We start from the raw sequence: 24,663 nt of genomic DNA, 5'->3' as shown, positions 1-24,663 counted from the left end.
CCCTGCTTCTGCATGCCACCCGGGGCATTTCCCTGTCCAGCAAGGTCGACGGGCAGGACCCGGAATGCCTTGTGCGCGCTTGCGCGGTCAGGAAACGACCCGGGCCGGGACGCTCGGTGAGCGTCCCGGCCCGGGATCGGACTGCGGAGGGATCAGGCGGTCGGGGCGAAGGCCTCGCCGACGATCTCCGCCTGTTCGACGGCGTGCACCTTGCCGGAGCCCGAGGACGGGGCCGACATGGCGCGGCGCGAGATGCGGCGGAGCTTGCCGAAGCGTTCCGGCAGGATCTCCGGCAGGTTCAGGCCGAAGAACGGCCAGGCGCCCTGGTTGGCCGGCTCCTCCTGCACCCACACCAGGTCGGTGGCGTTGGGGTAGGTGGCCAGCTTCTCGTTGAGGCGGTACGACGGGATCGGGTACAGCTGCTCGATCCGGACGATCGCCACGTCGTCACGGTTCTTCTTGGCCTTCTCGGCGGCCAGCTCGTAGTAGAGCTTGCCGGAGGTCAGCAGGATCCGCTTCACCTTCGAACGGTCGCCGTCGCCGGTCTCGTAGGTCGGCTCCTCGAGCACCGAGCGGAACTTGTTGTCGGTGAAGTCCTCGATATCGGAGACCACGGCCTTGTTGCGCAGCATCGACTTCGGGGTGAAGACGATCAGCGGGCGGCGGATGCCGTCGAGCACGTGCCGGCGCAGCAGGTGGAAGTAGTTCGACGGGGTGGACGGGACCGCCACCGTCATCGAACCCTCGGCGCACAGCTGCAGGAACCGCTCGATGCGGCCGGAGGTGTGGTCCGGGCCCTGACCCTCGTGACCGTGCGGCAGCAGCAGCACGACCTCCGACAGCTGACCCCACTTGGCCTCACCGGAGGAGATGAACTCGTCGATGATCGACTGGGCGCCGTTGACGAAGTCGCCGAACTGCGCCTCCCAGAGCACCAGCGCTTCCGGATTGCCCAGGGAGTAGCCGTATTCGAAGCCGACCGCGGCGTACTCGGACAGCGCCGAGTCGTGCACCGCGAACCAGCCCGGGTTGGCGCTGCCGATGTTGTGCAGCGGGGTGTACTCGGCGCCGGACTTACGGTCGATGACCACCGAATGCCGCTGCGAGAAGGTGCCGCGGCGGGAGTCCTGACCGGTCAGCCGCACCGCGCGGCCCTCGTCGACCAGGGTGCCGAACGCCAGCAGCTCGCCGAACGCCCAGTCCACCTTGCCCTCGTAGGCCATCTCGCGGCGCTTCTCCAGCACCGGCTTCACGCGCGGATGCACGGAGAAGCCCTCGGGCACGTTCAGGAAGGCGTCGCCGATGCGCTGCAGCACGGTCTTGTCGACGGCGGTGACGACCGTCGTCGGGACGGTCTGCTCCGTCTCGACCGAGTGGCTCGGGGACGGCGGGTACTTCTCCAGTTCGCGGACCTCGTTGAACACCCGCTCCAGCTGGCCCTGGTAGTCGCGCAGCGCGTCCTCGGCCTCCTTCATGGAGATGTCACCACGGCCGATCAGGGCCTCGGTGTAGGACTTGCGGACGCTGCGCTTGGTGTCGATGACGTCGTACATGTACGGCTGGGTCATCGACGGGTCGTCGCCCTCGTTGTGGCCGCGGCGGCGGTAGCAGATGAGGTCGATCACCACGTCCTTGTGGAACTGCTCGCGGAAGTCGACCGCCAGCTGCGCCACCCAGACACACGCCTCCGGATCGTCGCCGTTGACGTGGAACACCGGCGCGCCGATGAACTTGGCGATATCGGTGGAGTATTCGGTGGACCGGCTGTTCTCCGGCGCGGTGGTGAAACCGATCTGGTTGTTCACCACGATGTGCACGGTGCCGCCGACCCGATAGCCGCGCAGGCCACCGAGATTCAGCGTCTCGGCGACCACACCCTGGCCCGCGAAGGCCGCGTCGCCGTGCAGCATCATCGGCACGACGGAGAAGGTGCGCGCCTCCTCACCCTTGGTGATCAGGTCTTCCTTGGTGAGCAGGTCCTGCTTGGCGCGGACCAGACCCTCCACGACCGGGTCGACCGCCTCCAGATGCGACGGATTCGCGGTCAGCGACACCTTGATGTCGTTGTCGCCGAACATCTGGATGTAGGTGCCCTCGGCGCCGAGGTGGTACTTCACGTCGCCGGAGCCGTGGGTGGCGGCCGGGTTCATGTTGCCCTCGAACTCGGTGAAGATCTGCGAGTAGGGCTTGCCGACGATATTGGCCAGCACGTTCAGGCGGCCGCGGTGCGGCATACCGATGACGACCTCGTCGAGCGCGTGCTCGGCGCACTGGTCGATGACCGCGTCCATCATCGGGATGGTGGTCTCGGCGCCCTCCAGCGAGAAGCGCTTCTGGCCGACGTACTTGGTCTGCAGGAAGGTCTCGAAGGCCTCGGCCGCGTTCAGCCGGGACAGGATGTACTTCTGCTGTGCGACGGTCGGCTTGTCGTGCTTCTGCTCGACCCGGTCCTGGATCCACTTGCGCTGCTCGGGATCGAGGATGTGGGTGTACTCGACACCGACGTGCCGGCAGTACGCGTCGCGCAGGATGGACAGCACGTCGCGCAGTTTCATGCGCTCCTGGCCGTGGAAGCCCGCGACGTTGAACTCGCGGTCCAGATCCCACAGGGTCAGGCCGTGCTGGGTGACGTCGAGGTCCGGGTGGCTGCGGAACTTGTCCTTGACCAGCCGCAGCGGATCGGTGTCGGCCATCAGGTGACCGCGGTCGCGATAGGCGGCGATCATCTCCTGGACGCGCACGCTCTTGTCGACGCCGCGTTCCTTGATGTCCTTGCGCCACCGCACCGGCTCGTACGGCACACCCATCGTGTGGAAGACCTCGTCGTAGAACTCGTCCGCGATGAGGAGCTGATGGATGGTGCGCAGGAAGTCGCCGGACTCCGCGCCCTGGATGATGCGATGATCGTAGGTCGAGGTCAGCGTCATCAGCTTGCCGACGCCGATCTCGGCGAGCTGTTCGTCGCTCATACCCTGGAATTCGGCCGGGTACTCCATCGCGCCGGCGCCGACGATGGCGCCCTGGCCCGGCATCAGCCGCGGCACCGAATGATTGGTGCCGATGGTGCCCGGGTTGGTCAGCGAGATGGTGACCCCGGTGAAGTCCTCGGTGGTCAGCTTGCCGTCACGGGCGCGGCGGACGATGTCCTCGTAGGCGGAGTGGAACTGCCCGAAGGTCATGGTCTCGGTGTTCTTGATGGCCGCGACCACGAGCGTGCGGCTGCCGTTCTTCCCGGGTAGGTCGATGGCCAGGCCGAGATTGGTGTGCGCGGGGGTGACCGCGTTCGGCTTGCCGTCGATCTCGGCGAAGTGCCGGTTCATGTTCGGGAACGACTTGACCGCCTGCACGATCGCGTAACCGAGCAGATGGGTGAACGAGATCTTGCCGCCGCGGGTGCGGGCCAGATGGTTGTTGATGACCACCCGGTTGTCGATCATCAGTTTCGCCGGGAGGGCCCGCACGCTGGTCGCGGTCGGGATGGTCAGCGAGGCCGACATGTTCTTCACGATGGCGGCGGCCGGGCCGCGCAGCACCTGCGACTCGTCGGCGGCCGGCTCGGCGGGCTTCGGGGTGGTGGTCGGCGCGGCGGCCGCGGCGGGCTGCGCGGTGCGCGCCTGCGGCGGCGCGGCGGCGGTCGAGGCCGGGGCGGCGATCTTCGGAGCGGGCACCGCGGACGCGGCGGGGGCCACGGGTGCGGCGGGTGCGGCGGCTGGCTTGGGGGCCGAAGCGGCGGCGGGCTTGGGGGCCGGGGCGGCGGCAGGCTTCGGGGCCGGGGTGGAGGCGGCGGGCGCGGCAGCGGGCTTCGGCGCCGGGGCGGGCGCGGCGGTCGCCGGGGCGGCGACAGCGGACTGCCCGTTGGCCGTGGTGTCGGCCGTGGCATCCGGGGTGTAGTCGGCCAGAAACTCGTGCCAGCTCTCATCGACGGACGAGGGGTCTTGTTTGTACCTTTGGTACATCTCGTCGACGAGCCACTGGTTCTGTCCGAACTGGGATGTTGAGCTGCTCACAGCAGGTGTTCGCCTCATTTCGTTCTTCGCGCTGCGACGTTTTTGACGTGCTCGGCACGGGTAATCGGCATGCTGCGCGCCGATGCGCCCTTCTGAGGATAGGCCCAGCCCCGACTCCGAGGTCACCGACCACCGGATGGATCCAGCCTCATTGGTGACGACTCGTCCGCAGACGAGAATATTCCTCAGCTCTGCTGTGCAGCGAGCCACATGCGGGAATAGTGACCGCGCGCCGACAGGAGCTCCTGGTGGGTGCCGATTTCGACAATTCGGCCACGGTCGACGACGGCGATCCGGTCGGCGCGGGCGGCGGTCGCCAGCCGGTGCGCGACGATCACCGAGGTCCGGCCGCGCATCACCGAACGGCCCGCGGCCAGCACTTTCTCCTCGGTTTCCGGGTCGAGTACCGCGGTCGCCTCGTCGAGCAGCAGCAGATCCGGGTCGACCAGTTCGGCCCGGGCCAGCGCGATCAGCTGCCGCTGACCGGCCGACAGGCCGCGACCGCCCTCGCCGACCGGGTGCCGCATGCCCGTCGGCAGCCCGGCGATCAGCTCCAGCGCACCCACCGCCGCGGCCGCCTGCTCGATCTCCGTCCTGGTCGCGGCCGGTTTCCCGAAGGCGATATTGCTCGCGACATCGCCGGTGAACAGATGCGCCTCCTGCGGCACCATGCCGAGGCGGGAGCGGTAGCCGGCGAGGCGATAGTCCCGGATGTCCGTACCGGCGACACGAATCACACCCGGATGGGGTGCGGTATCAATCGGATCGGCGGGATCCGGACGCGGCAGGTCGTACAGCCGGGCCAGCAGCTTCACGATCGTCGACTTGCCCGCACCGGTCGCGCCGACCAGCGCCAGACTGGTTCCCGGCGGGATGTGCAGTGAAACATCATCCAGCGCAATGGTTTTCGCGTCGGCATAGCGGAAGTGCACGGTGTCGAATTCGACCTCGGCCGATATCCGGTCACCCGCCTCGGCCGGATGCGGGGGATCGGCGGCGATCGACGACGGCGTGCGCAGCAGCGCGGCGATCCGCTGCAACCCGACTCGGGCCTGCTGATATCCGTCGAAGACCTGCGACAACTGCACGATCGGGTTGAACAACAGGCTCAGATACAGCACGAACGCGACCAGGGTGCCGGCCGTGGTGGTCCCGTGCGCGACGGCCCGCGCACCCACGTAGACCACCGCGGCCTGCGCCAGATCCGCCCAGCCGATCACGAAGGCGAAATACAGCGCGATCGCCTTCTGCGCCCGCAACCGGCTGCGGCGGTACCCGTCCGAATAGTCGGTGAACCGGCGGCCCGCGGCGGCCTCGTTCCGATACGCCTGGGTGGCCCGCAGCCCGGCGACGTTCTCCTGGAAGTCGGCGTTCACGGTCGCCACCCGCTCCCGCGACTGCGAATAGGCGGCGGCGGCCACGCGGCGGAACACCAGCGTCGCCGCGATCAGCGGCGGCAGCGTCGACAACACCACCACGGCCAGCTCGGTATCGATCGCCAGCAGCGCCACCACGATGCCGGCCGCGGTGACCAGGCTGATCAGCGCGGTACCGAGCCCGGTCTGCAGGAAGGTGGACAGCGCGTCGATATCCGTGGTCATCCGGGTCATGATGCGACCGGACAACTCCCGCTCGTAGTAATCGAGTCCCAGCCGCTGCAGGTGGGCGTAGCTGCGCACCCGCAATCCGTAGAGCACCCGTTCACCGGCACGCGCCGAGAGGATCGTGCCGATCGCCTCGTCCACCCAGCTCAGCAGGACCAGTACCGCGCCCAGTCCGGCCGCTGCCACCAGGGCGCCCGCGTCGCCGACGGCCACGCCGTGGTCCAGCGCGTACCGGGACAGCGCCGGGAAGGCCACGCCGATCGCCCCGTCGGCGGCCAGCAGCGCCACGACCCCCGCCAGCAGCCATCGCACGGGCCGCAGCAGCCGGATCAGCCGGAATTTCGGATCGGGCCGCTCCAACTCCCGATCGTCGAGCCCCGGCACTTCGCGAATCTCCGGCAGCGCCGCCAGCGTCTCCCGGATCTCCGGCGGCACATCGGCGGCCGCGTGCCCGGCGATCTCGGGTCCGGAACGAATGCTCCCCATCCCGTCACCGGCGACGCCCGGCCGGTCCGCCGCTGAACCGGCAGCCCGCCGCACCTCGACCCCGGCGTCGGCTCGCCGCTGTTCGTCCGGCGCACTGCCGTTCCCACCGAGACGATTCGATCGGCCGGTCGTAGCGTCGGCGCTCGTCGGGAGGCCGGTGCCGTTGACACCGTTCGTCCGGTCCGGCACGGCGTCGACGCTCGTCGTGAGGTTGGTGTCGTCGGTTCCGCTGGCACCATTCGTCCGGTCGGTCGCGGAGTCGGCGGTTGTCGTGAGGTCGGTCTCGCTGGCACCGTTCGTCCGGTCGGTCGCGGAGTCGGTCGTTGTCGTGAGGTCGGTGCCGTCGGTTCCGCCGACGCCGTTCGGCCGGTCCGTCGCGGCGTCGGCTCGGCCGGGATTGCCGCGGGCAGAGGTGAATTCGTTCCTGGGGACGGCTGTGGAGGAAACGTGTTCGGCGTCGTCCGCTGTCGGGTCGGGGCGGGCCGGGTTCGATCCGTTCGTCACCGGTTCGGCGGGCATCGGGAATGCGCCGTCGAAATTTCCCGGGATTCGTTGCAGCGCAATGATTTCCGGCGCGGTGGCGATCGCCTGCTCGCCCAGGAAGGCGACGGGCTCGGGTACGGTCGCGACGACCGGGTGCCGGGCAGCCGCCTCCGGCGCCGGTTCGGCCGAGGTCGGGGCGTCCGGTTCCGGGGGCGCATCGTCCCAGAGATCACCGGTTCCGGCGGGTGCGGGTGCGGGGAGGCGGATCACCCGGTCGGCGTGGGCCAGGGTGGATTCGCGGTGGGCCAGGATCACCGTGGTGCGGCCCGCGCGGGCGGGCAGGGCCTCGAAGATCGCGGCTTCGGTGACGGCGTCGACGGCGGAGGTCGCGTCGTCCAGGATCAGGATGCGCGGATTCGCCAGCAACGCGCGAGCCAGGGCCAGGCGCTGGCGCTGACCGCCGGACAGGGTCAGCCCGCGCTCGCCGACCACGGTGTCGTACCCGTCGGGCAGTTCGGCGATGAACTCGTCCGCGGCGGCCTGTTCGGCCGCCCGGCGGATCTCGTCCGGCGTGGCGCCGGGATGACCGAGCGCGATATTGGCGGCGATGGTGTCGGAGAACAGGAACGGGTCGTCGAAGGCCACCCCGATCGCCGCCCGCAGGTCGTCGGCCCGCACCTCGGCGATATCGGCCTCGCCGTCGCTGCCGCGCAGCACGATCTGCCCGCTGTCGGGGGAGTAGAACCGGGGCAGCAGCAACGCCAGCGTCGACTTGCCGGAGCCGGCGGGCCCGATGATCGCGACCGTCTCACCGGGCCGGACGCTCAGGTCGAAATTCCGCAGCACCGGCCGGTCCGGATCGAATCCGAAGGTGAGCGAACGCAATTCGATACCCAGCGGCCCGTCCGGCAGCGACCGCGGCTCGGGCGGGTCGATGGTCGCGGGCGCCTCGTCGACCACCTGGTACACCCGCTCGGCGGCGGCCCTGGTCAGCTGGGCCATCACGACCACGCTCGACACGATGCGGGTGTTGGACGACAGCATGGTCACGTACGCGGCGAAGGCGAGGAAGGTGCCGATACCGATACCGCCGTGCAGCGCCAGCGCGCCGCCGAGCCCGATCACCGCGACCAGTCCGGCCTGCGGGATCGCCGTGATCGTGGGGGCCATCCGAGCGTCGATCCGGGCGGCCCGCATCCGTTCCGCGTAGAGGGTGCGGCCGTGCTGCTCCAGCACCCGCACCATCCGGGCCTCCTGCCCGAACCCCTTCACCACCCGCACGCCGGTGACGGTCTCCTCGACGTGCTGCGCCAGATCGGCGGCCCGCTGCTGCGCCGACCAGGTCGCCGCGTGCAGTCTGGGCCGGATCCGGTAGACCACGACCGCGATGGCCGGCACGGTCAGCAGCGCCACGATCGCCAGGATCGGTGACAGCACCAGCATCACGATCGCGGCGAGCATCGACATGAACACCGACATCCCGGCCAGCGGCGCCATCGCCAGCAGCCCCTGCACCAGCTGCAGATCGCTGATCGACCGCGACACCACCTGCCCGGTCCGCAGCCCGTCCTGCCGTGGCCCGTCGTAGCGGTGCAGCGCGGTCAGCAGATCCACCCGCAGCGAGTGCTGCACATTCAGCGCGAGCCGGCCCGCGAGCCAGCGCCGCCCGTACGAGGTCGCGAACCGGATCACCGCCAGCAGTACCAGCACCCCGGCCAGCACACCGATGACCCGTACGTTCCCCGCGCGAGCGTTGTCCAGCGCCTGTTTGGCGGCCAGCGGCGCCGCCACCTCAGCGACGGCCCCCGCCGCCAGTGATCCCGCCACCCCCGCGAGCAGCCCCGGTTGTGCCCGGCACGCCGACCACAACCGCCTGATCCACCCCGGGCCCGCCTGTGCCTGCATCTCGTTCATTCCGATTCGACAGTACCCAGCCCCACCGACAGCCCCCGGGCCCCCGAGCCCGCCCGCCGCCAGACGCGTCGCATCGCCCCCTCGCACCCGGGCCCGCCCCACCGAAACGGCAGTGACGGCCCCGACCGGCCGTGACCTGCGCAGGCCCTACAGGTCGCGCTGCCGCACGTACCACCAGGCGGCCGCGGAGATACCGGCCGTCCACAGCAGCAGGACGATCGCGGAGGCCGCGGTGGGGGCGAGGAAGTGGCTCTTCGAGAAGGAGCCGGTCATCACCGTGCCGACGGTCGCCGACAGCGGGAACAGCACCGCGAATCCGGGGACGCCGACGAAACGCGCGACGTACCAGAGGGCGGGTTCGGCGATCAGCGGCCAGAGGATCAAGGTGGTGATCGCCGGACCGGGCGCGCGGAACAGCAGACCGAGCCCGGTGCCGATCAGCCCCCAGCACACGATCGCGAGCAGCCCGCCGCCGAACACCGACAGCAGGGTCAGCCCGAACTCGATGCGATGCCGGCCCGCGGCCAGCAGGCCGAGCAGTGCGCCGGCCTCCACGGCCACCGCGAGGATCAGCGAATAGAGCGCGCCGACCCCGAATTTCGCGCCGAGCAGCAGATCGCGATCGGTGGTGAACAGCGCGGTCAGCGGCAGGCTCTGATGGCGGTATTCGTCCCCGGCGGCCAGTGCGGCGAGGATCGCGGCGGCCGCGAGCGTGACGAACAGCGCGATGTACAGGCCGACACTCGCCGTGCCGGTGGCCAGGGTGCCGTGCGGTTGCGGCCCGCTGCCGCGCAGCGCGGAGATGCCGCCGACCACCAGGCCCAGCACCGCGGCCACCGGTACCGCCTGCCGGCCGAGGCGAGACGTGGTGATCTTGCGGATCTCGGCGGTCGCGGCCCGGCTGATCTCCGGAGGCACGGTGAGGTTCATCGAGGTACCCCGTACGGGCTCGTCGGGACGGGGGATACCGGCGCCGGCCCGCCGCGGGTGAGCGCGGCCAGCACCCGATCCGGGTGCACCGGTTCGGGAACCAGTTCGGTCAGCTGCACCCGGGCGGCGACGGCGGCGTTCTCGATATCCTTGCGGCCGGCCTCGGCGACGGCCAAGCGGCCGTCGGAACGCATCACGGTATCGGTGAATCCGTAGGCGGCCAGCGCCGTGGCCAGCGCGATCGGGCTGGAGGCGCCGACGATGAGCCGGTCGGGATGGCTGCGGCGCAGCTTGCGCGGGGTGCCCTGGTACACCACGACACCCTCGCTCACCACGATCAGCTGATCGGCGATCGGCACGACCGCGGCCAGGCTCTGCGAGGTGAGCACCGCCGTGCCGCCCCGGCGGGTGTATCCGCGCAGCAGGTCCGCCAGCCAGCTCCGATCGGCGGCGTCGAGTTGGTCGAACGGATCGTCGAGGACGAGCACCGGCGGATCGCCGAGCAGGGCGATCGCGGCGGCCAGCCGGGTCTGCTGCGCGACGGTGAGCGTGCGCACCCGCTGCTCCTCGACCTCGTGCAGCCCGGTCCGGAGCAGCAGCGCGTCGACCTGTTCGTCGGGCGCCCCGGCGGCCCCGGCGTAGATCCGCAACTGACCGCGGACCGTGCTGCCCGGCTGCAGCCCGCGCGGGTCCAGCACCGCCCCGGCCCGCCCCTCGACGGTGCGGGTGCCGGAGGTCGGCGTCACCAGTCCGAGCAGCATCCCGGCGACGGTCGTCTTCCCCGACCCGGGCGGTCCGACCAGCGCGGCGACCGTACCGCCGGCGACGGTGAAACTCACGTCGTGCACCGCGACCGTGGTGTCGAAGCGCTTGGTGAGCCCCGTGGCGGTGACCACGGGCGGGCGGGCTCGGCTCATCGCGACTCGTCCAGTGGCGGTAGCGGATCGGCGTCGATGACCATGGGTCTGGGCCAGGCGGCCGGGGCCGGCCCGAATGCCCCGTGCGAGTTGTCGATCACGCGCCGGCCCAGTGCCCGGTTGCCGAAACCGCCGATGGCCGCGCCGATTCCGGCCGGGATCACCTTGCCGACCATCAGCGCGCTGCGCTTGGCCAGGAACTGCACCATGAACCGCTTCACCAGCGAATCGTTCATCGATCTGATCCCGGGAATCCGCTCGGCGAGCAGATCCCCCCAGTTCTTCGCGGAGCGGCCGACGTTCTTCTCGACGATCTGCATACCGCTCTCACCCAGCACCACCGCGAGGACCAGCGCCCGGCGGCGCTCCGCGTCCTCGGGCGCGATGCCGTGCACCGCGGCGACCGCGAGGGTGAACAGCGCCGACGCCTCCAGGAAGAACGCCGTCTCGGCGCTCATCGCGGCCAGCGCGGTGAACGTGCCCACGCCGGGAACGGCGGCGGTGGCGCCGACCGCGGTTCCGCTGCCGGTGACGGTGGTGAGATATGTCCGCTCCAGCCGGGCGACGATCCGATCCGGCCCTTCCTCCGGGTGCGCGCGACGCAACCGCTCGACGTACTTCGCGACCGCAGGTGCCTGTAGCTGTGACGCATTGTCCAGCCCCGACACAACGGCCTTCTCCAGGCCGGCCTTGAACATGGCAACCCCTCTCGTGCGGTGCGCTCCCGAAACTCTATCGGGATCCGCCGACACTTTCCGTGATGCCCACGGCCGCCTACGGTGAACCTGTGACCGGCACGTCCGATGGGGCGAAGGGAATCCCGCATCCGCGGCTGCGGCCCTACATCCGCGGCTACGACGGGTACCTGCTGCACGGCTTCGAGCCGGGTGTGCACATCGGGATGCCGGCGACCACGCTGACGGTGATCGTGACCATCGACGAGCCCATCGAACTGCCGGTCTCCCCGCATCCCGGCCAGCCCGGCGGCCGCTGGGACGCACTGGCCGGCGGCCTCACCACCCGGCCCGCGCTGATCGCACACCGCGGCCGGCAGCACGGTGTGCAGCTGGCGCTGACCCCGCTGGGTTCGCGGGCCCTGTTCGGGATGCCGGCCGCCGAACTCGGTTCCTGGCTGGTCGATCTCGCCGATCTGCTCGGCCCGCGCGCGGCGGAACTGCGGGAACGGCTCGCGGCCACCGCGGACTGGTCGCGGCGGTTCGCGATCCTGGACGAGATCCTGCTGCGCCGCGTCGACGACATCGAACTCGACGCGAACCTGCGCCGCGCCTGGCGCCTGCTCACGGATCCGGCCCGGCCGTATCCGGTCGCCGCGGTGGCCGACGAAATCGGCTGGAGCAGAAGGAATCTCGCCATCCGGTTCGGCGCCGAATTCGGTATCACACCGAAGGACGCGGACCGCCTGACCCGCTTCGAACGCTCACATCGCCTGCTGCGCCGGCCGGAGGTCACCGTCGCGGCGGTGGCCGCGGCGGCGGGCTACTACGACCAGGCCCACATGGCCCGGGAGTGGCGCGAGATGGCGGGCCTGCCACCGTCGCAGTGGCTGGCCCGGGAGGTTTTCCCATTCGTCCAAGACCCCGACCCCGACCCGGTGAGAGGCTGACGCCATGACCGAGCACACCACCGTGGCCACCGCATTGTGGCCCTCCTTCGTCTACCGCGACGCGCCCGCCGCGATCGCCTTCCTGCAGAACGCGTTCGGCTTCGTGGAACGCGCCCGCTACGGCGACGGCGACACCGTCGACCACGCCGAACTGTCCTGGCCGGCCGGGGGCGGCATCATGCTCGGCTCGGTCCGCGAGGGGATGGCCCTGGACCAGCTGCCGCCGGGCACCGGCTCGGTGTACATCGTCATCGACGATCCGGACGCGCTGTACGCCCGCGCGAAGGCCGCTGGTGCCACCATCACCCGCGAACTGCGCGACGAGGATTACGGCTCCCGCGGATTCACCTGCCGCGATCCGGAGGGCGTGTACTGGAGTTTCGGTACCTACGCGGGCGTCGGCGACCAGGGCTGAGCTCGGCGTCGGCCTACTCGCCGGGGACCAGCTCCGGCGCCGGCGGCGGGCCCGGCGGGGTTCCGTCGCCGAAGGGCCTGCCGCCCAACGACTCCCGGCCGTGCGGGGTGTGCCAGCCGGACAGATCGGGGCCCTTCGGCACGATGCCCGTCGGGTTGATCCCCGTATGCACGACGTAGTAGTGCCGTTTGATCTGCGCGAAGTCGACGGTGTCCCCGAAACCGGGTGTCTGGAACAGATCTCGCGCATAGGCCCACAGCACCGGCAGCTCGGTGAGCTTCTCGCGATTGCACTTGAAGTGCCCGTGATACACCGCGTCGAACCGGACCAGCGTGGTGAACAGCCGGACATCCGCCTCGGTGACGGCCTCGCCGACCAGATAGCGTCGCCGGGACAGCCGCTCCGACAACTGATCCAGCGCGGTGAACAGCCGGTCGTACGCGGCCTCGTACGCGTCCTGGCCACTGGCGAAACCACAACGGTAGACACCATTGTTGACCTCGCTGTACACCAGCCGGTTCACCTCGTCGATCTCGTCGCGCAGCGCGTCCGGATACAGCTCCGGCGCGCCGGGCCGGTGCTGCGCGGTCCATTCGGTGGCGAAGTCGAGGGTCATCTGCGCGTAGTCGTTGGTGACCACCTGCCCGGTCGGCACGTCGACGATCGCGGGCACGGTGATTCCGCGCGGGTAGTCGGGGAACCGGGCCAGATACGCGTCGCGCAGGAAGTGGATGCCGAGCACCGGATCGACCTCGCCCGGGTCCAAATCGAAGGTCCAGCTGCGCTGATCGTGCGTCGGCCCGCACAGGCCCAGCGACAGCGCGTCCTCCAGCCCGAGCAGCCGCCGGACGATCAGGGTCCGATTGGCCCAGGGGCAGGCCCGCGCCGCGACCAGCCGGTACCGGCCCGGTTCGACCGGATAGCCGTCGCGGCCGTCGGCGGTGATCCGGGTGCCGATGTAGTTGGTGTCCCGCGTAAACGCGCCGCGCTCGGCGGCGGTGCCGGTAGTTCCCGAACTCTCCACCCGGCCAGTCTCGCAGATCGGCCGCCGTCCGGAGATCGCCGCGGCGGTTCCGGCCGCCCGCCGGGTCCGGCTAGATTCGCCGCATGAGCGAAACCAAACCCACTCGGCTGGAGCGCATCGAGACCGCGGGCGGCGCGGAGGTGGCGGTGATCAGCGTCGACCACCCGCCGCTGAACCTGTTCGACACGGCGTTGCTCGACTCGCTCGCCGCCGATCTCGCGGCGCTGACCGCGGCGCCGCCGCGCGCGGTGCTGCTGCGCGCGGACGGCAAGGTGGTCTCCGGCGGGGTGGACGTACACGTCTTCGAGGGGCTGAGTGCGGCCGAGGGCGCGCAACTGTGGCGCCGGCTGTTCGCCGGCGTGATCCACCCGATCGAGGCGCTGCCCTGTCCGGTGGTGTTCGCCGCGCACGGCCTCACCCTGACCGCGGCCTTCGAGATCGCCCTGGCCTGCGACATCATCCTGGCCGCACCGAAGGCGAAGTTCGGCCTGGTGGAGACCGTGGTGGGCCTGACCCCCTCGATGGGCGGCCCGCAGCGGCTGGCCGAGCGCGCCGGCTCGGGCCGCGCCCGCGAACTGGTCATGACCGCCGATCTCTACGGCGCGGCCACACTGGCCGAGTGGGGTGTGGTCAACGCCGTGCACGACGATGTCGACGCCGCCGCCCGCGCACTGGTGACGCGCCTGGCCGACGGCCCCACCCGGGCCCACGCGGCCACCAAGAAGATCATCGAGGCCTGGCGTTCCGGCGGTGTGGCGCAAGCGGATTCGGTGACCCCGGAGGTCTCCGGCGAACTCTTCGCGACCGCGGATCTGTGCGGCGCGGTGCGGAGTTTCCTCACCGACGGTCCGGGCAAGGCGCAGTACACCGGAAGGTGACATGGTCTTTACGTAACTATGCCGACATAGCTGTGATCTGCGTCATATAGTCGAAAGTGCCGCCGCATCGAGGCACTCGGAGGGACGCATGTCGCACTTGTTGGTGGAGTACCCCGTGCCGCGAGATCCATGGTGCGACAACCCCCTTGCCCGCGGCGCCGACGGCGTGCTGCGGTACGGCAACCTCAGTCCCGCGGTCACGGAACTGCTCGACGTCCAGGTGCACGCGTTCGGCAACCGGGAGGCCGTGGTCGAGATCGGCGGGCCGCGGCTGACGTATCGCCAGTTGTGGCATTCGGCCTCCCGGATCGCCGGCGGGCTGCAGGAACGCGGCATCGGTTACGGCGACCGGGTCGCCATCCGGATGCCGGTCGGCGCCCGCTGGGTGCGCGCCTTCCTCGGTGCGATGCTGTCCGGCGCGGTGCCGGTGCTGGTACCCGACGGGCTGTCCGAAGCCGCTGCGGCCCAAGTACTCTCGGACAGCTGCGCGGATTTCGTGCTCGAGGCCGGCGGATCGCTGCCGGACGGCGCCGCCTACATCGACGACGGCGCGTCCCTGTCCGAGCTGGCACTGCTGTGCTACACCGCCGACGGCGACGCGGGCCCGCCGAGGGGTGTGGAGCTGACCAACGAGAATCTGCTGTCGGCCATCCGCTCGATGGTGGGCGCGCTGGATCTGCCCACCGACGGACTGCGCAATCTGGTGCTGCTGCCGCTGGCCCATGCGGGCGGATGCGTGGACCAACTGCTGCCCACCTTCGCCGTGGGCGGCACGGTGGTGCTCGCTCCCGACCCCGCCCGTGCCGCGGAAGCCGTTGTGGCGGAACGGATCGACCAGGTCTCGGCGACCCGCCGGATGTTCGCCGGGCTGCTGCCCGCGCTGGCCGGACTGCACGCCGAGGGGGTGCGGCAGATCTGTACCGCCGGGCAGCGCGCCGAACCGCCCGGAGCGGGCGCCGACGCCTCGGACCGGATGGCGACCGCGTTGCGCGAGCTGTTCCCGCTGGCCCGGCAGTGGTCGGTATGGGGCGCCACCGAGACCAGCGGTATCGGCCTGGCGACCATCGACGGCGCCGCGCTGCCCGGCGCCGGCATCCTCGGATTCCCTTTCGGCGGAACGGAACTGGCGCTGTGGGGACCGGGCGCCGAGGCCGGCCGGGGCGAATTGCTGTGCCGCGGGCCGAATGTCTCCCGCCGCTACTGGAAAGATCCGGCGGCCACCGAATCCCGGTTCACCGGAACCTGGTTCCACACCGGCAACCAGGTCAGCATCGATGGCACCGGCCTGGTCCGGTGCACCTCCCGCCCCGAACCGCGGCGGTGACCGATCACTGCAACAGGCGCGCGCGCAGTGCGGTGCGCAGCTGCTCGGTGAGCCCGATCGCCTCCAGGTAGCCGTCCAGATCGCCGTAGTGGGTCTGCATGGAATCCGTTGCGGCGGCGAGGTAGTCGGCGCTGACCCCGAGCACGTCCAGCGGCAGGCTGCCGCCGCTGTTGCGGGCCACGTCCTCGCGCAGCGCGTCGACGGCGGCATTGCTGCGCAGATAGTCCTCGACGGTGGCGGCCTCGATCACGCCGACCGCGCGCAGCAGGGTGGCGACGGCCCAGCCGGTGCGGTCCTTACCCGCGGCGCAGTGCACCAGCACCGCACCGTCCGCGCGGACCAGCGATTCGGCGATACCGGTGATGGCCACGCCGGCCTGCGGCATCAGCGGGAAGGAGCGGTACACCTCCTGCATCTCGTGGCGGCCGTCGCGCGGGGCGACCTGGACCTCCTGCGGCGGGATCTCGTGCGGGGGCGTCTGGCCGAGGTTCGGGTCGAACGGCGCCACGACCAGTCGCACCCCGTCGGGCAGCGCGTCGGCGCCCAGATGTTCGATCTCCGTCGGGCCGCGTAGATCGTGCACGGTGGCGACGTCCAGTTTGCGCAGGGTGGCCCGGCCGTCGTCGTCGAGCCGGGTCAACTGCGCCGAGCGCAGCAGCACCCCGCTGCGAACCTTCGCGCCGTCGGCGGCGCGCAGCCCGCCGACGTCGCGGAAGTTGAAGGTGCCGGACAGGAGGAACTGATCGTGACTCACCAATCCAGGCTAGGTCTCCGGCGGTGTCGCCCGGGTGTCGTTCCCCGAAACAGTGGGCGCGACACCTGCCTCCGGCACCGGGAATATGTGTTCTACGCCACAGAACGGGGGGTGCCCGTCTGGTAGTCTGCGCGCTTTCATACGATTGTCCAGGTGGCGCCGGTGCGCCTCGCCGCGAATGTGGACATCGCGTCTCCGGTCGGTCGCGGCAGGGTACCGAATAGGTAACAAAACATTCTTACGGTCTGTTATCGGTATCGATCCTGGTCACGAATCCAGAAAAATCGTTAACATTGACGGATGGTGAACGGGTCGGCCGGGTTGGCGACCGGGGCGATCAACGAGGATCGATGCCCGTCGCCTGAGACGCGCAGGCAAGCCAGTGCTTCGGAAGAGGTAAGTGCGCGAGAGTTGTCCGCCCGAGGGAGTCAGCGTTGAGTGCAAGCAGAGAAGTGATCGTCCGGCCCCGGCCGTCGATCGAAATCGCGGTCGAGAAGGCGGCCGAAGCACTCGACTGCACCGGCACGAGGGCGTTGCGGGTTCTGCTCCACGCCGGCGTGAGTGCCTTCTGGCCGTCGATCACCGACGAGCCGGAGAAGCAGATCCGCGGCTACGAGTCCACGATCGCCGCATTGCGGCGGCGCTGGGAGAACCGCGGCAGCTGTTTCTCGGATCCGGGGATCACCGCCCGGTTCCGCGATATGGACGCCGAGGCCGTGGCCTTCCTGAACATGTGCGCGCAGCGCTCGGGCACCCAGTGGCTGGAGCCGGTCGATTCGATCGCCGCGTACTCCATGTCGGTCATGCAGGGCGCGATACTGCGCTGGCTGGCCACCAACGACGAGGAGACCCTGCTGGTGGTCTTCGACGATCTGGTGACTTGCCTGTCGGCCAAGGCCGTCGACCGCTGACCAGCCCGGCCCATGAAACTGGACGCATGACCAGTTTCATGCTTCAGTGGGACTCGTGACAGAGCTTCAGTGGGACTCGTGACAGACGTGTCCACGATCGCCGGCCTGCACGCGGCGACCGCCGATCTGGATCCGCCGCTGGCCGCGCTGGATCTCACCGCCCTGCGTGCCAATGCCGCGGACCTGGTCCGCCGCGCCCGCGGCGTGCCGATCCGGGTGGCCAGCAAATCGGTGCGCTGCCGCGCGGTCCTCGCCGAGGTGCTCGGCGACGATCTCACCGCCGCCGGTGGATTCGCCGGCATCATGGGCTATTCGCTGCCGGAGGCGATCTGGCTGGTCCGCGGGGGCGCCCGCGACGTCCTCCTGGGTTATCCCACGGTGCACCGCGCCGCGCTGGCCGAATTCGGCGCCGACGCCACCCTGCTGGCGTCCGTCACGCTGATGATCGACGATATCGCCCAGCTGGAGCTGATCCGGGCCGCCGTCGGCACCGACCTGGTGCGTCCCCGGATCTGCCTGGACATCGACGCCTCCCTGCGCGTCGGCCGATTCCACCTCGGCGTGCGCCGTTCGCCGATCCGCACCCCCGACCAGGCAGCGCGGCTGGCACAAGCGGCCGTCGACCGCGGCTTCGACGTCGTCGGCATCATGACCTACGAGGCGCAGATCGCCGGGCTGCCGGACACCAGCCCCGCGGTGCGGCTGGTCAAGCGCGCCTCGGCGGCCGAGATCGGCGGCCGGCGGCGGCAGGTGCTGGACGCGGTGCGCTCGGTGACCGGCCCGCTGGAGATCGTCAACAGCGGCGGCAGCGGCTCGGTCGAGGTGAGCGTCGCCGACTCCGAGGTGACCGAGGTGACCGCCGGATCCGGGCTGTACGCGCCCACGCTGTTCGACGGCTACCGCAGTTTCCACCCGCGCCCGGCGCTGTTCTTCGCGCAGCCGGTGCTGCGGCTGCCGGCGCCGGGCATCGCCACCGTCTACTCCGGCGGCTATATCGCCTCCGGCCCCGCGGGTGCGTCCCGGGTGCCGAAGCCGGTGTGGCCCAAGGCATTACAGCTCATCGGCACCGAGGGAGCCGGTGAGGTGCAGACCCCGCTGAGCAATGCCGGCGCGCTGACCACCATCGGCGACCGGGTCTGGTTCCGGCACGCCAAGGCCGGTGAACTCTGCGAGCGGTTCGACACCGTGCACCTCGTCGACGCCGACGGCGCCCGTACCCCGGTGCCGACCTACCGCGGCGAGGGCCGCAACTTCGGCTAGCCGTTCAGCCCGCGGACAGCTCCAGGAAGGCGGCGAGGTCGTCGAGTTGCTCCGGGGTCTCGGGCAGATATTCCGCGAGCAGCGGCGAATGCACGATGACCGCCGTCCACATCGCGCGCGAGACCGCGCCGGTGAGCCAGTGCCGCGACAGCAGCGCATCGATACCGTGCGGTGCGTCGGCGGGCGAGGAGGTGGTCATCGAGATCAGCACCACCGCCGCCTCGCGACCGCGGAACCGGTCCGCGGTGCCGACCAGTACATCCTCGATGCGGGCGCGGGACAACATGGTCCGGATGCGCGCCACCTGAGCGTGATACGGCGTGATCACCAGGATGTCGTGCGGGTGCAGCCGCCGGGTCACCGCACCCTGCCGCCACGGCAGGCCGAGCAGCGCGCGCACCCGGCGCACGATTTCCCTTGCCTCCTCGGCGGATTCGGTGCTGTTGCCGTGATGCTGGACCGCCGCGGTCCGTACCCCCGCCGGCACCCCGGCCAGATCGCGTGCCAGCGTGACGATCTCGTTCGAGCGCAGCCGATTGCCGTAGCGCAGCCGCGACACCGGGCCGCACAGCCGCGGATGCATCCGCCAGGTGCGATCCAGGAAGTAGCCGAATTCCCCGGGCAGCGTGGGCGCGTCGCCGACCAGGCGGCCGAGCGCCGATTCCTGTACCGGTTCGGGATGAATACCGTTGCCGGACAACGGCGCCGGATCGCCCAGCAACAGCAGATTGCGGGCCCCGGCGGCCACGGCCAGGGTGTCGGCCAGCGGGAACCCGCCCGCGTCGGCGATCACCAGCAGATCCAGCGCACCGGCGGCGACCCGCTCGTCGTCGGCGAAATCGCCCGGCAGCCCGCCGATCACGCAGCCGTTGACCGCGTTGTCCAGGAAGCGGGCATAGCGCGCCGGGGCGATCGCCAGCCACTCCGCCGCCACCGCCTGCGCCTCCGATTTCGCCACCAGTTCGGGCAGCACCCCGACCCGCACCAGCGCGTCCAGGAGTTGTTCGACGGTCGAATGGGTCTGCGCCACAACGCCGATGCGCCATTTGTGCCGGGTGACCAGCCGCTCGATCACCCGCGCCGCGGTATCGGTCCGCCCGGTGCCGGACGGGCCCTGCACCGCCAGATACGAATCGTCCAGGTCGAGTACCGCGGCGGTGATCGCGGCCGCGTGGTCGCCGAACACCTCGGGCAGCGCGGCGCCGGAACGCCGCCGCGGCGGCCGCCGGCACAGCAGATCGAAGGCCGCGGTGGCCGGTATCCCGGGCAGGCTGACCAGCAGTTGGTGTGCGGTGAATTCCAGTGTGGCCGCGATGTTCTCGTCGCGACCGGGCGGACCGGGCACGATCGCGACCGGTAGTTCGTCGTACGGGTCGCAGTCGCCGGGCAACTGCTCCTCGATCCGGACCGCATCGTCGAAATTGCCGTCCAGCGCGCAGCCGAGGATGGTGGCGCGGGCCACGGCCCGGCGGCCGGGTTCGGCGCGCATACCCGGCGCGGGCCGGTCGTAGAGGGTCAGCACCGGCGAACCCGGCGACGGGGTGCTGCCGCTGCCGAGCCGGCCGGTGAGGGTCAGATAGCGGCGCATCGGCGGGCGGCCGGTGCTGTGCCATTTGGTGTCCACGCTGCCCCAGTCCGACACCAGCACGCCCGGGGCGTCGTCCCATTCGTCCACCGGGCCGTGCAGCCGATCGGCGTGCGCCCAGTGCAGCGGCTGCCGTTCCCGCCGGTGATAGCCGAGTACCGCGGCCATCAGGGCGGCCGCCCGGCGGCCCGGCGCCCGGTCGGCGCCGAGGTCGGTGCCGTCGTCCGGCCCGGTGGACAGGGCGAATTCCCGCAGCGCGGCCTCGACGGCGGGTACCGGCTCGGCGACCGTGGTGATCGGCGCGTGCCCCAGCGGAATGTGGTGCGCCGCAGCCAGTTCGCCGAGCCGGCCGCGTAACCAGCGCAACCGGGCACAGTCCGACTCCGGATCCTCGCCCGCCGGACCGGTTTCCGCGGCGAGGTGCGCGACCACCGCCGGCAGATCGTAGGACCGCAGGCCGATGATCGTCGCGGTGCGCACCACCGGATACAGATCGACCAGCAGGCCCAGCAGTTCGGCGGTGGCGTCCTCGTCGGCGCCGTAGCGGGCCGACAGTTCGGTCAGCAGTCGCCGGGCATCGCTGCGGTAGTGGTAGATCCGCAGGCCGGGATGGCGCTGGCAGCGGTCGATCAGGAACTGCGGCAGCGTCGCCGGATCGTCGTACACATCGAACGGATGGAACAACAGCGCGGGCGAACCGCCCTCCGGCGTGTGCGCGGCGAGTACGCCGACGCCGGCCGAGGATCCGGCGACGGCGAGGAACACGTCACCGGGCGAGGGGTCCGGCAGCGTGCCGAGGGCGTTCGCGTCGGTCACCGTGTAGGCGGCGCGGCCGGTCCGCTCGCGCTGCACCTGGAGTTCGGCCTGCCGCCGCAGCGCGCCGAAGGTGTGCGCCGCGACCCGGGTGACGGCCCCGTCGGCGGCGGCCAGCCGCTCGACCGTGGTGATCCCGGCCTCGCGCAACTGCGCCCGGACCGCCGGTCGCATCCCGGCGACCAGGAGCAGATCGCGCCCGGCCACCAGTTCGGCGGTACAGGTCGGGCATCGCCCGCACGCCAGATAGCGGCGATCACCCCACTGCACCGGCAGCAGTTCGTTCTGTTTCTCGTCGAGGATGCGCTCCAGCCGGCGGCGGCGCGCGGCGTACACCGTCACCGCCCGGTCCAGCGACCGGGCCCGCCGGGTGCCGTCCGGCAACAGCAGCCGGACCTCCGGATCGGCCACGAAACCGTTGCGCCGCAACATCTCCGCGCAGGCGGCCAGTTCGATCAGCGCGGCCACCTCACCGTCGCCGCGCACCGCCGCGTACAGCAGATAACGGTCCCCGTCGTGCGCGTCGCCGTCGGCCACGGGCTCCTCGACCGGCTGATCGACCACACCGGAACCGGTGGCCCCCAACGCATCTCCGTCGATGATCCGGTCCACGGCATACCCGTCGCCGACCAGCATCGACATCGTCCACTGCCCGTCGACCCGGCCCGGCTCCACCTCCGCCGGTATCCCGGGCACCTCGAACATCCCCTGCGCCGGATGCATCGCCTCACGCTCCGGACGCCCGCCGGACTCGTCCGCACCCGCGGCGTCGGCACCTGCACTGACTCGATCCGCACCTGCTCCTTGCGCACCGGCTCGGTCCGCACCCGCACCGACCGCACCCGCACCGACCGCACCGACTCCGTCCGCACCTGTGGAGTCGGCACCAACTTCGACCGCACCCGCTCGGTCGGTGCTTGCTCCGTGCGCACCCGCGATGCCCGCACGCGCGATGCCCGCACGCGCGATGCCCGCACTCGCGATGCCCGCACGCGCGATGCCCGCACCCGCGACGTCCGCACCCGCGACGTCCGCACCCGTGGCGTTCGCACTCGCGACGTCCGCACCCGTGGCGTTCGCACTCGCGACGTTCGCACTCGCGACGTTCGCACTCGCGACGTTCGCACTCGCGACGTTCGCACTCGCGACGTCCGTACCCGCGACGTCCGTACCCGCGGCGTGCGCACTCCGCTGTGGTGACACATCACCATCCGGCCGGTCGGTATCGAATTCGCGGATCCGGAATTCGGCCGGCCGGCCGGCGAAATACCGCGCGGCCGTACCGCGTTCGAGCTCGGCGGTCGTGAACGGACCGGTCGCGGTCCCCGCATACTCGCCCGGCACCGATCGGGTGTGCGCCGGATCGCCGGGAACCGATGCCGCGGGTTCCGGCACGAACGACTCCGGAAAAGAAATAGCCGGGAAATCGCCGAACGAGTGCGCTTCGGAACGGCCGGCGACCGTTCCCGATGAACCACCGCCGTCGATCCGAGGGACCACCGGGCCGGGCACCAGGGGCGGCGTGTCGAGGGACGACTCGTTGCCCGGGGTCGGCAGCGGCGGGTGCATCTGATGGGGACCGGTGGCGGGCAGGCGGACCAACGCGGTGGCGGTGGCGACGAAATCACCGTCGAGGAAGGTTGCGCCGAGGACGACATCCGCCCCGGCGTGCAGGGCGTCGAGGGTGCGCCGGTGGGCCTCGAGCCGGGCGGCGACCGAATCGCCGGGGGAGCCGGCGGCCGGTGGCGCGATACGGACCACCCGGTCGGCGTCGCCGGTATGACCGGCGCCGAATAGTTCGCTGTCCGATAGCTCCCGTGTTTCGACCGGTTCGGGAACGGCCGCGGGGCCCGACGACATCGGACCCACTTCGGCGTCGAGCGCGCGCAACAGCGCGAACTCGCATCGAGCCGCGGCCGCCAGATCACCGGCGGTGCACACGACCCGATCACCGAACAGCATCACTCGCGGCCTCCTGTGTCCGGACACCCGCACGCGGCCGTCGCACCTTGGCGTGCGTCGGTCGCGACCAGCGTAATCAGTCGAGGTCGCACGGCGTGGCGCGCGGGGGGTGTGTCGCCACCGCGCGTCGGTAGCGGCCCCGAACGCGGCGGGATATCGGTAGGCTCGCCCCGAGCGTAGCAAAAGGAGTGCCCGTGCAGACCGGAGAACCGAGCCGCACCGCCTACAGCGCCGCACGGTATCGCGCGGACCATCAGGAACTCGAGCGCGGTGCGGTCTTCCGTGACCCGCTGGCCCGGGTCATCGCCGGCGACGGCGCGGCGGGTGAGTACCTCGACGAGGACGCGCGCCGGCGGATGCGCCTGTTCATCGCGGCGCGGTCCCGGTACGCCGAGGACGCGCTGGCCGAGGCGGTCGAGGCCGGCGTCGGCCAGGTGGTGGTGCTGGGCGCGGGCCTGGACACCTTCGCCTACCGCAATCCGTTCCCGGGGCTGCGGGTGTTCGAGGTGGACCATCCGGCCACCCAGGAGTGGAAGCGGCAGCGGCTCGCGGACGCGGGTATCGAGGTCCCGGCGTCGGTGACGTACGTACCGGTCGACTTCGAGCGCGACGCACTCGAATCGGCCCTGCCCGCAGCCGGTCTCGACGAACGCAGCCCGGTGTTCGTGATCTGGCTGGGGGTCACCGTGTACCTCACCGCCGACGCGATCTCGGACACACTTCGGGCGCTCGGCGGGCTCGCCGGTGGCAGCGAAGTTGTCTTCGACTATGGTCTGCCACGGCCGGATCCGACGCCGGAACAGCAGGCGGCGGCCGCCGCGCGGGATCGCCGGCTGGCTGCCATCGGGGAACGCTGGATCAGCTTCTTCACCCCTGATGATGTCTCGGAACTGTTGCAGGACAACGGATTCCGTGTGATGGAAAACGTCCCCGCGGTAGCGCTGGCACAGCGCTACCTGGGGCGGCCACCGACCGCGACCGCGGGCCCGCAACTGGTGCGCGCGCGACTCGGCGGCTGAGGCCGGCCGGACCGGTCGTGCCCCTCGAGCTCGTCGCGGTCCCGATACGGCGGGGGTTGGCGACGGGGGGTTGAACGCCGGATGATGTTCGGCGCAACAAGCGGCTTCGAAAGGATAGTTGGTAATGCCGTTTTTCGAGGGTGCCCGTGGCCGGATGCATTATCGGCGGTGGGCGGTCGAGGATCCGGAGGTGGTGGTCGCACTGCTGCCGGGGATCGGCCAGCACACGGGTCACTACCATCGGTTCGCACGCGCTCTGGGCGCGGCGCAATTCGAGGTGTGGGGCCTGGATACCGCGGGTCAGGGTCTCAGCGAGGGTGATCCCGAATCACCCGGTGTGGTGGACGATCTCGCGGTCGACGCCCAGCAGCTGCTCGACCTGATCCGGTCCGCGCGGCCGAATCTGCCGCTGGTCGTGGTGGGTCATTCACTCGGCGCGGGCACCGCGCTGTACGGCCGGTTCGCGTGCGCGGGCGTGGTGGCCTCCGGGGTCCCGGAGCGGGCGACCGTCGTCGTCCCCGACATGCAGGAGGGGGTGCCGGCGCTGATCCTGCACGGGTCCGACGACCGGCGCGCACCGATCGAGCCGGTACGGGGCTGGACCGGGCAGCAGCCGCTGGCCAGGTTCCGCGAGTATGCCGACGCCGGGCACGATCTGCTCCACGAACCGGTGCATGCCCAGGTGACCGCCGATATCATCGAGTGGATTCGGGATGTCGTGGTGGCGCAGCCGGTGCGGCGCCGATGAGGTGA

General features: G+C 70.8%; 16 protein-coding genes. 8 read left to right on the top strand and 8 right to left on the bottom strand.

Annotation, left to right across the window (positions count from 1 at the left end):
• Positions 1-152: 152 nt before the first annotated feature.
• The 5 genes from G361_RS0121795 to G361_RS0121775 form a co-directional block, all read right to left on the bottom strand.
• On the bottom strand, positions 153-4,025 hold the full coding sequence (locus tag G361_RS0121795) for a multifunctional oxoglutarate decarboxylase/oxoglutarate dehydrogenase thiamine pyrophosphate-binding subunit/dihydrolipoyllysine-residue succinyltransferase subunit (RefSeq protein ID WP_081635446.1): 3,873 nt from the start codon (positions 4,023-4,025) through the stop codon (positions 153-155).
• A gap of 167 nt (positions 4,026-4,192) precedes the next feature.
• Positions 4,193-8,494, bottom strand: a complete 4,302-nt coding sequence (locus G361_RS51050) for an ABC transporter ATP-binding protein (RefSeq protein ID WP_019929234.1) — start codon at positions 8,492-8,494, stop codon at positions 4,193-4,195.
• A gap of 147 nt (positions 8,495-8,641) precedes the next feature.
• A complete protein-coding gene (locus G361_RS0121785) occupies positions 8,642-9,424 on the bottom strand; it encodes a hypothetical protein (protein WP_019929233.1) in 783 nt (260 codons plus the stop codon).
• A complete protein-coding gene (locus tag G361_RS44410; RefSeq protein WP_019929232.1) occupies positions 9,421-10,341 on the bottom strand; it encodes an ATP-binding cassette domain-containing protein in 921 nt (306 codons plus the stop codon). The genes G361_RS0121785 and G361_RS44410 overlap by 4 nt, the downstream gene beginning before the upstream one ends.
• Complete coding sequence (locus G361_RS0121775; RefSeq protein ID WP_019929231.1) at positions 10,338-11,039, bottom strand: hypothetical protein; 702 nt, start codon at positions 11,037-11,039, stop codon at positions 10,338-10,340. Before G361_RS0121775 ends, G361_RS44410 begins: the two co-directional genes overlap by 4 nt.
• A gap of 62 nt (positions 11,040-11,101) precedes the next feature.
• Between G361_RS0121775 and G361_RS0121770 the strand changes: the two genes are divergently transcribed.
• Entirely contained in the window at positions 11,102-11,965 is an 864-nt protein-coding gene (locus tag G361_RS0121770; RefSeq protein WP_019929230.1) for a helix-turn-helix domain-containing protein, read from the top strand.
• Positions 11,966-11,969: 4 nt separating this feature from the next.
• The gene (locus G361_RS0121765; RefSeq protein WP_019929229.1) at positions 11,970-12,380 is read left to right on the top strand and encodes a VOC family protein; all 411 of its coding nucleotides are present in this window, start codon (positions 11,970-11,972) and stop codon (positions 12,378-12,380) included.
• A gap of 13 nt (positions 12,381-12,393) precedes the next feature.
• On the opposite strand, the gene G361_RS0121760 is transcribed toward G361_RS0121765, so the two are convergent.
• The gene (locus G361_RS0121760) at positions 12,394-13,404 is read right to left on the bottom strand and encodes a glutathione S-transferase family protein (protein ID WP_019929228.1); all 1,011 of its coding nucleotides are present in this window, start codon (positions 13,402-13,404) and stop codon (positions 12,394-12,396) included.
• Between the two features lie 83 nt (positions 13,405-13,487).
• Here G361_RS0121760 and G361_RS0121755 point away from each other — a divergent pair, with 83 nt between their 5' ends.
• A complete protein-coding gene (locus G361_RS0121755; RefSeq protein WP_019929227.1) occupies positions 13,488-14,282 on the top strand; it encodes an enoyl-CoA hydratase/isomerase family protein in 795 nt (264 codons plus the stop codon).
• Between the two features lie 88 nt (positions 14,283-14,370).
• Positions 14,371-15,606: a class I adenylate-forming enzyme family protein gene (locus tag G361_RS0121750; protein ID WP_019929226.1), complete on the top strand. Its 1,236-nt coding sequence runs from the start codon at positions 14,371-14,373 to the stop codon at positions 15,604-15,606.
• 4 nt (positions 15,607-15,610) lie between these two features.
• Here the strand turns inward: G361_RS0121750 and G361_RS0121745 are convergent, their stop codons facing one another.
• Positions 15,611-16,360, bottom strand: coding sequence for a tyrosine-protein phosphatase (locus tag G361_RS0121745; protein WP_019929225.1), 750 nt, complete (start codon positions 16,358-16,360; stop codon positions 15,611-15,613).
• Between the two features lie 434 nt (positions 16,361-16,794).
• On the opposite strand from G361_RS0121745, the gene G361_RS0121740 reads away from it, so the two are divergent.
• Positions 16,795-17,271 carry a TetR family transcriptional regulator gene (locus tag G361_RS0121740; protein WP_231386940.1) on the top strand — a complete coding sequence of 159 codons (477 nt, stop codon included), beginning with the start codon at positions 16,795-16,797 and terminating at the stop codon, positions 17,269-17,271.
• 87 nt (positions 17,272-17,358) lie between these two features.
• Positions 17,359-18,531, top strand: coding sequence for an amino acid deaminase/aldolase (locus tag G361_RS0121735; protein WP_019929223.1), 1,173 nt, complete (start codon positions 17,359-17,361; stop codon positions 18,529-18,531).
• Positions 18,532-18,535: 4 nt separating this feature from the next.
• Here the strand turns inward: G361_RS0121735 and G361_RS44405 are convergent, their stop codons facing one another.
• Complete coding sequence (locus G361_RS44405) at positions 18,536-22,891, bottom strand: bifunctional RecB family nuclease/DEAD/DEAH box helicase (RefSeq protein ID WP_019929222.1); 4,356 nt, start codon at positions 22,889-22,891, stop codon at positions 18,536-18,538.
• Between the two features lie 194 nt (positions 22,892-23,085).
• Here G361_RS44405 and G361_RS0121725 point away from each other — a divergent pair, with 194 nt between their 5' ends.
• Both G361_RS0121725 and G361_RS0121720 read left to right on the top strand, forming a co-directional pair.
• Positions 23,086-23,910: an SAM-dependent methyltransferase gene (locus G361_RS0121725; RefSeq protein WP_026343332.1), complete on the top strand. Its 825-nt coding sequence runs from the start codon at positions 23,086-23,088 to the stop codon at positions 23,908-23,910.
• A gap of 124 nt (positions 23,911-24,034) precedes the next feature.
• The gene (locus G361_RS0121720; protein ID WP_019929220.1) at positions 24,035-24,658 is read left to right on the top strand and encodes an alpha/beta hydrolase; all 624 of its coding nucleotides are present in this window, start codon (positions 24,035-24,037) and stop codon (positions 24,656-24,658) included.
• Positions 24,659-24,663: the final 5 nt, after the last annotated feature.

Source organism: Nocardia sp. BMG111209 (genome assembly GCF_000381925.1).
In the GTDB taxonomy this organism is placed as follows: Bacteria; Actinomycetota; Actinomycetes; order Mycobacteriales; family Mycobacteriaceae; genus Nocardia.
This window is presented reverse-complemented; position numbering and strand designations above follow the sequence as displayed.

Bases quoted from the DNA above. Each gene is read 5' to 3' on its own strand.
- G361_RS0121795 (WP_081635446.1), bottom strand. From the start codon at position 4,025: ATGAGGCGAACACCTGCTGTGAGCAGCTCAACATCCCAGTTCGGACAG.
- G361_RS51050 (WP_019929234.1), bottom strand. From the start codon at position 8,494: ATGAACGAGATGCAGGCACAGGCGGGCCCGGGGTGGATCAGGCGGTTG.
- G361_RS0121785 (WP_019929233.1), bottom strand. From the start codon at position 9,424: ATGAACCTCACCGTGCCTCCGGAGATCAGCCGGGCCGCGACCGCCGAG.
- G361_RS44410 (WP_019929232.1), bottom strand. From the start codon at position 10,341: ATGAGCCGAGCCCGCCCGCCCGTGGTCACCGCCACGGGGCTCACCAAG.
- G361_RS0121775 (WP_019929231.1), bottom strand. From the start codon at position 11,039: ATGTTCAAGGCCGGCCTGGAGAAGGCCGTTGTGTCGGGGCTGGACAAT.
- G361_RS0121770 (WP_019929230.1), top strand. From the start codon at position 11,102: ATGCCCACGGCCGCCTACGGTGAACCTGTGACCGGCACGTCCGATGGG.
- G361_RS0121765 (WP_019929229.1), top strand. From the start codon at position 11,970: ATGACCGAGCACACCACCGTGGCCACCGCATTGTGGCCCTCCTTCGTC.
- G361_RS0121755 (WP_019929227.1), top strand. From the start codon at position 13,488: ATGAGCGAAACCAAACCCACTCGGCTGGAGCGCATCGAGACCGCGGGC.
- G361_RS0121750 (WP_019929226.1), top strand. From the start codon at position 14,371: ATGTCGCACTTGTTGGTGGAGTACCCCGTGCCGCGAGATCCATGGTGC.
- G361_RS44405 (WP_019929222.1), bottom strand. From the start codon at position 22,891: ATGCTGTTCGGTGATCGGGTCGTGTGCACCGCCGGTGATCTGGCGGCC.
- G361_RS0121720 (WP_019929220.1), top strand. From the start codon at position 24,035: ATGCCGTTTTTCGAGGGTGCCCGTGGCCGGATGCATTATCGGCGGTGG.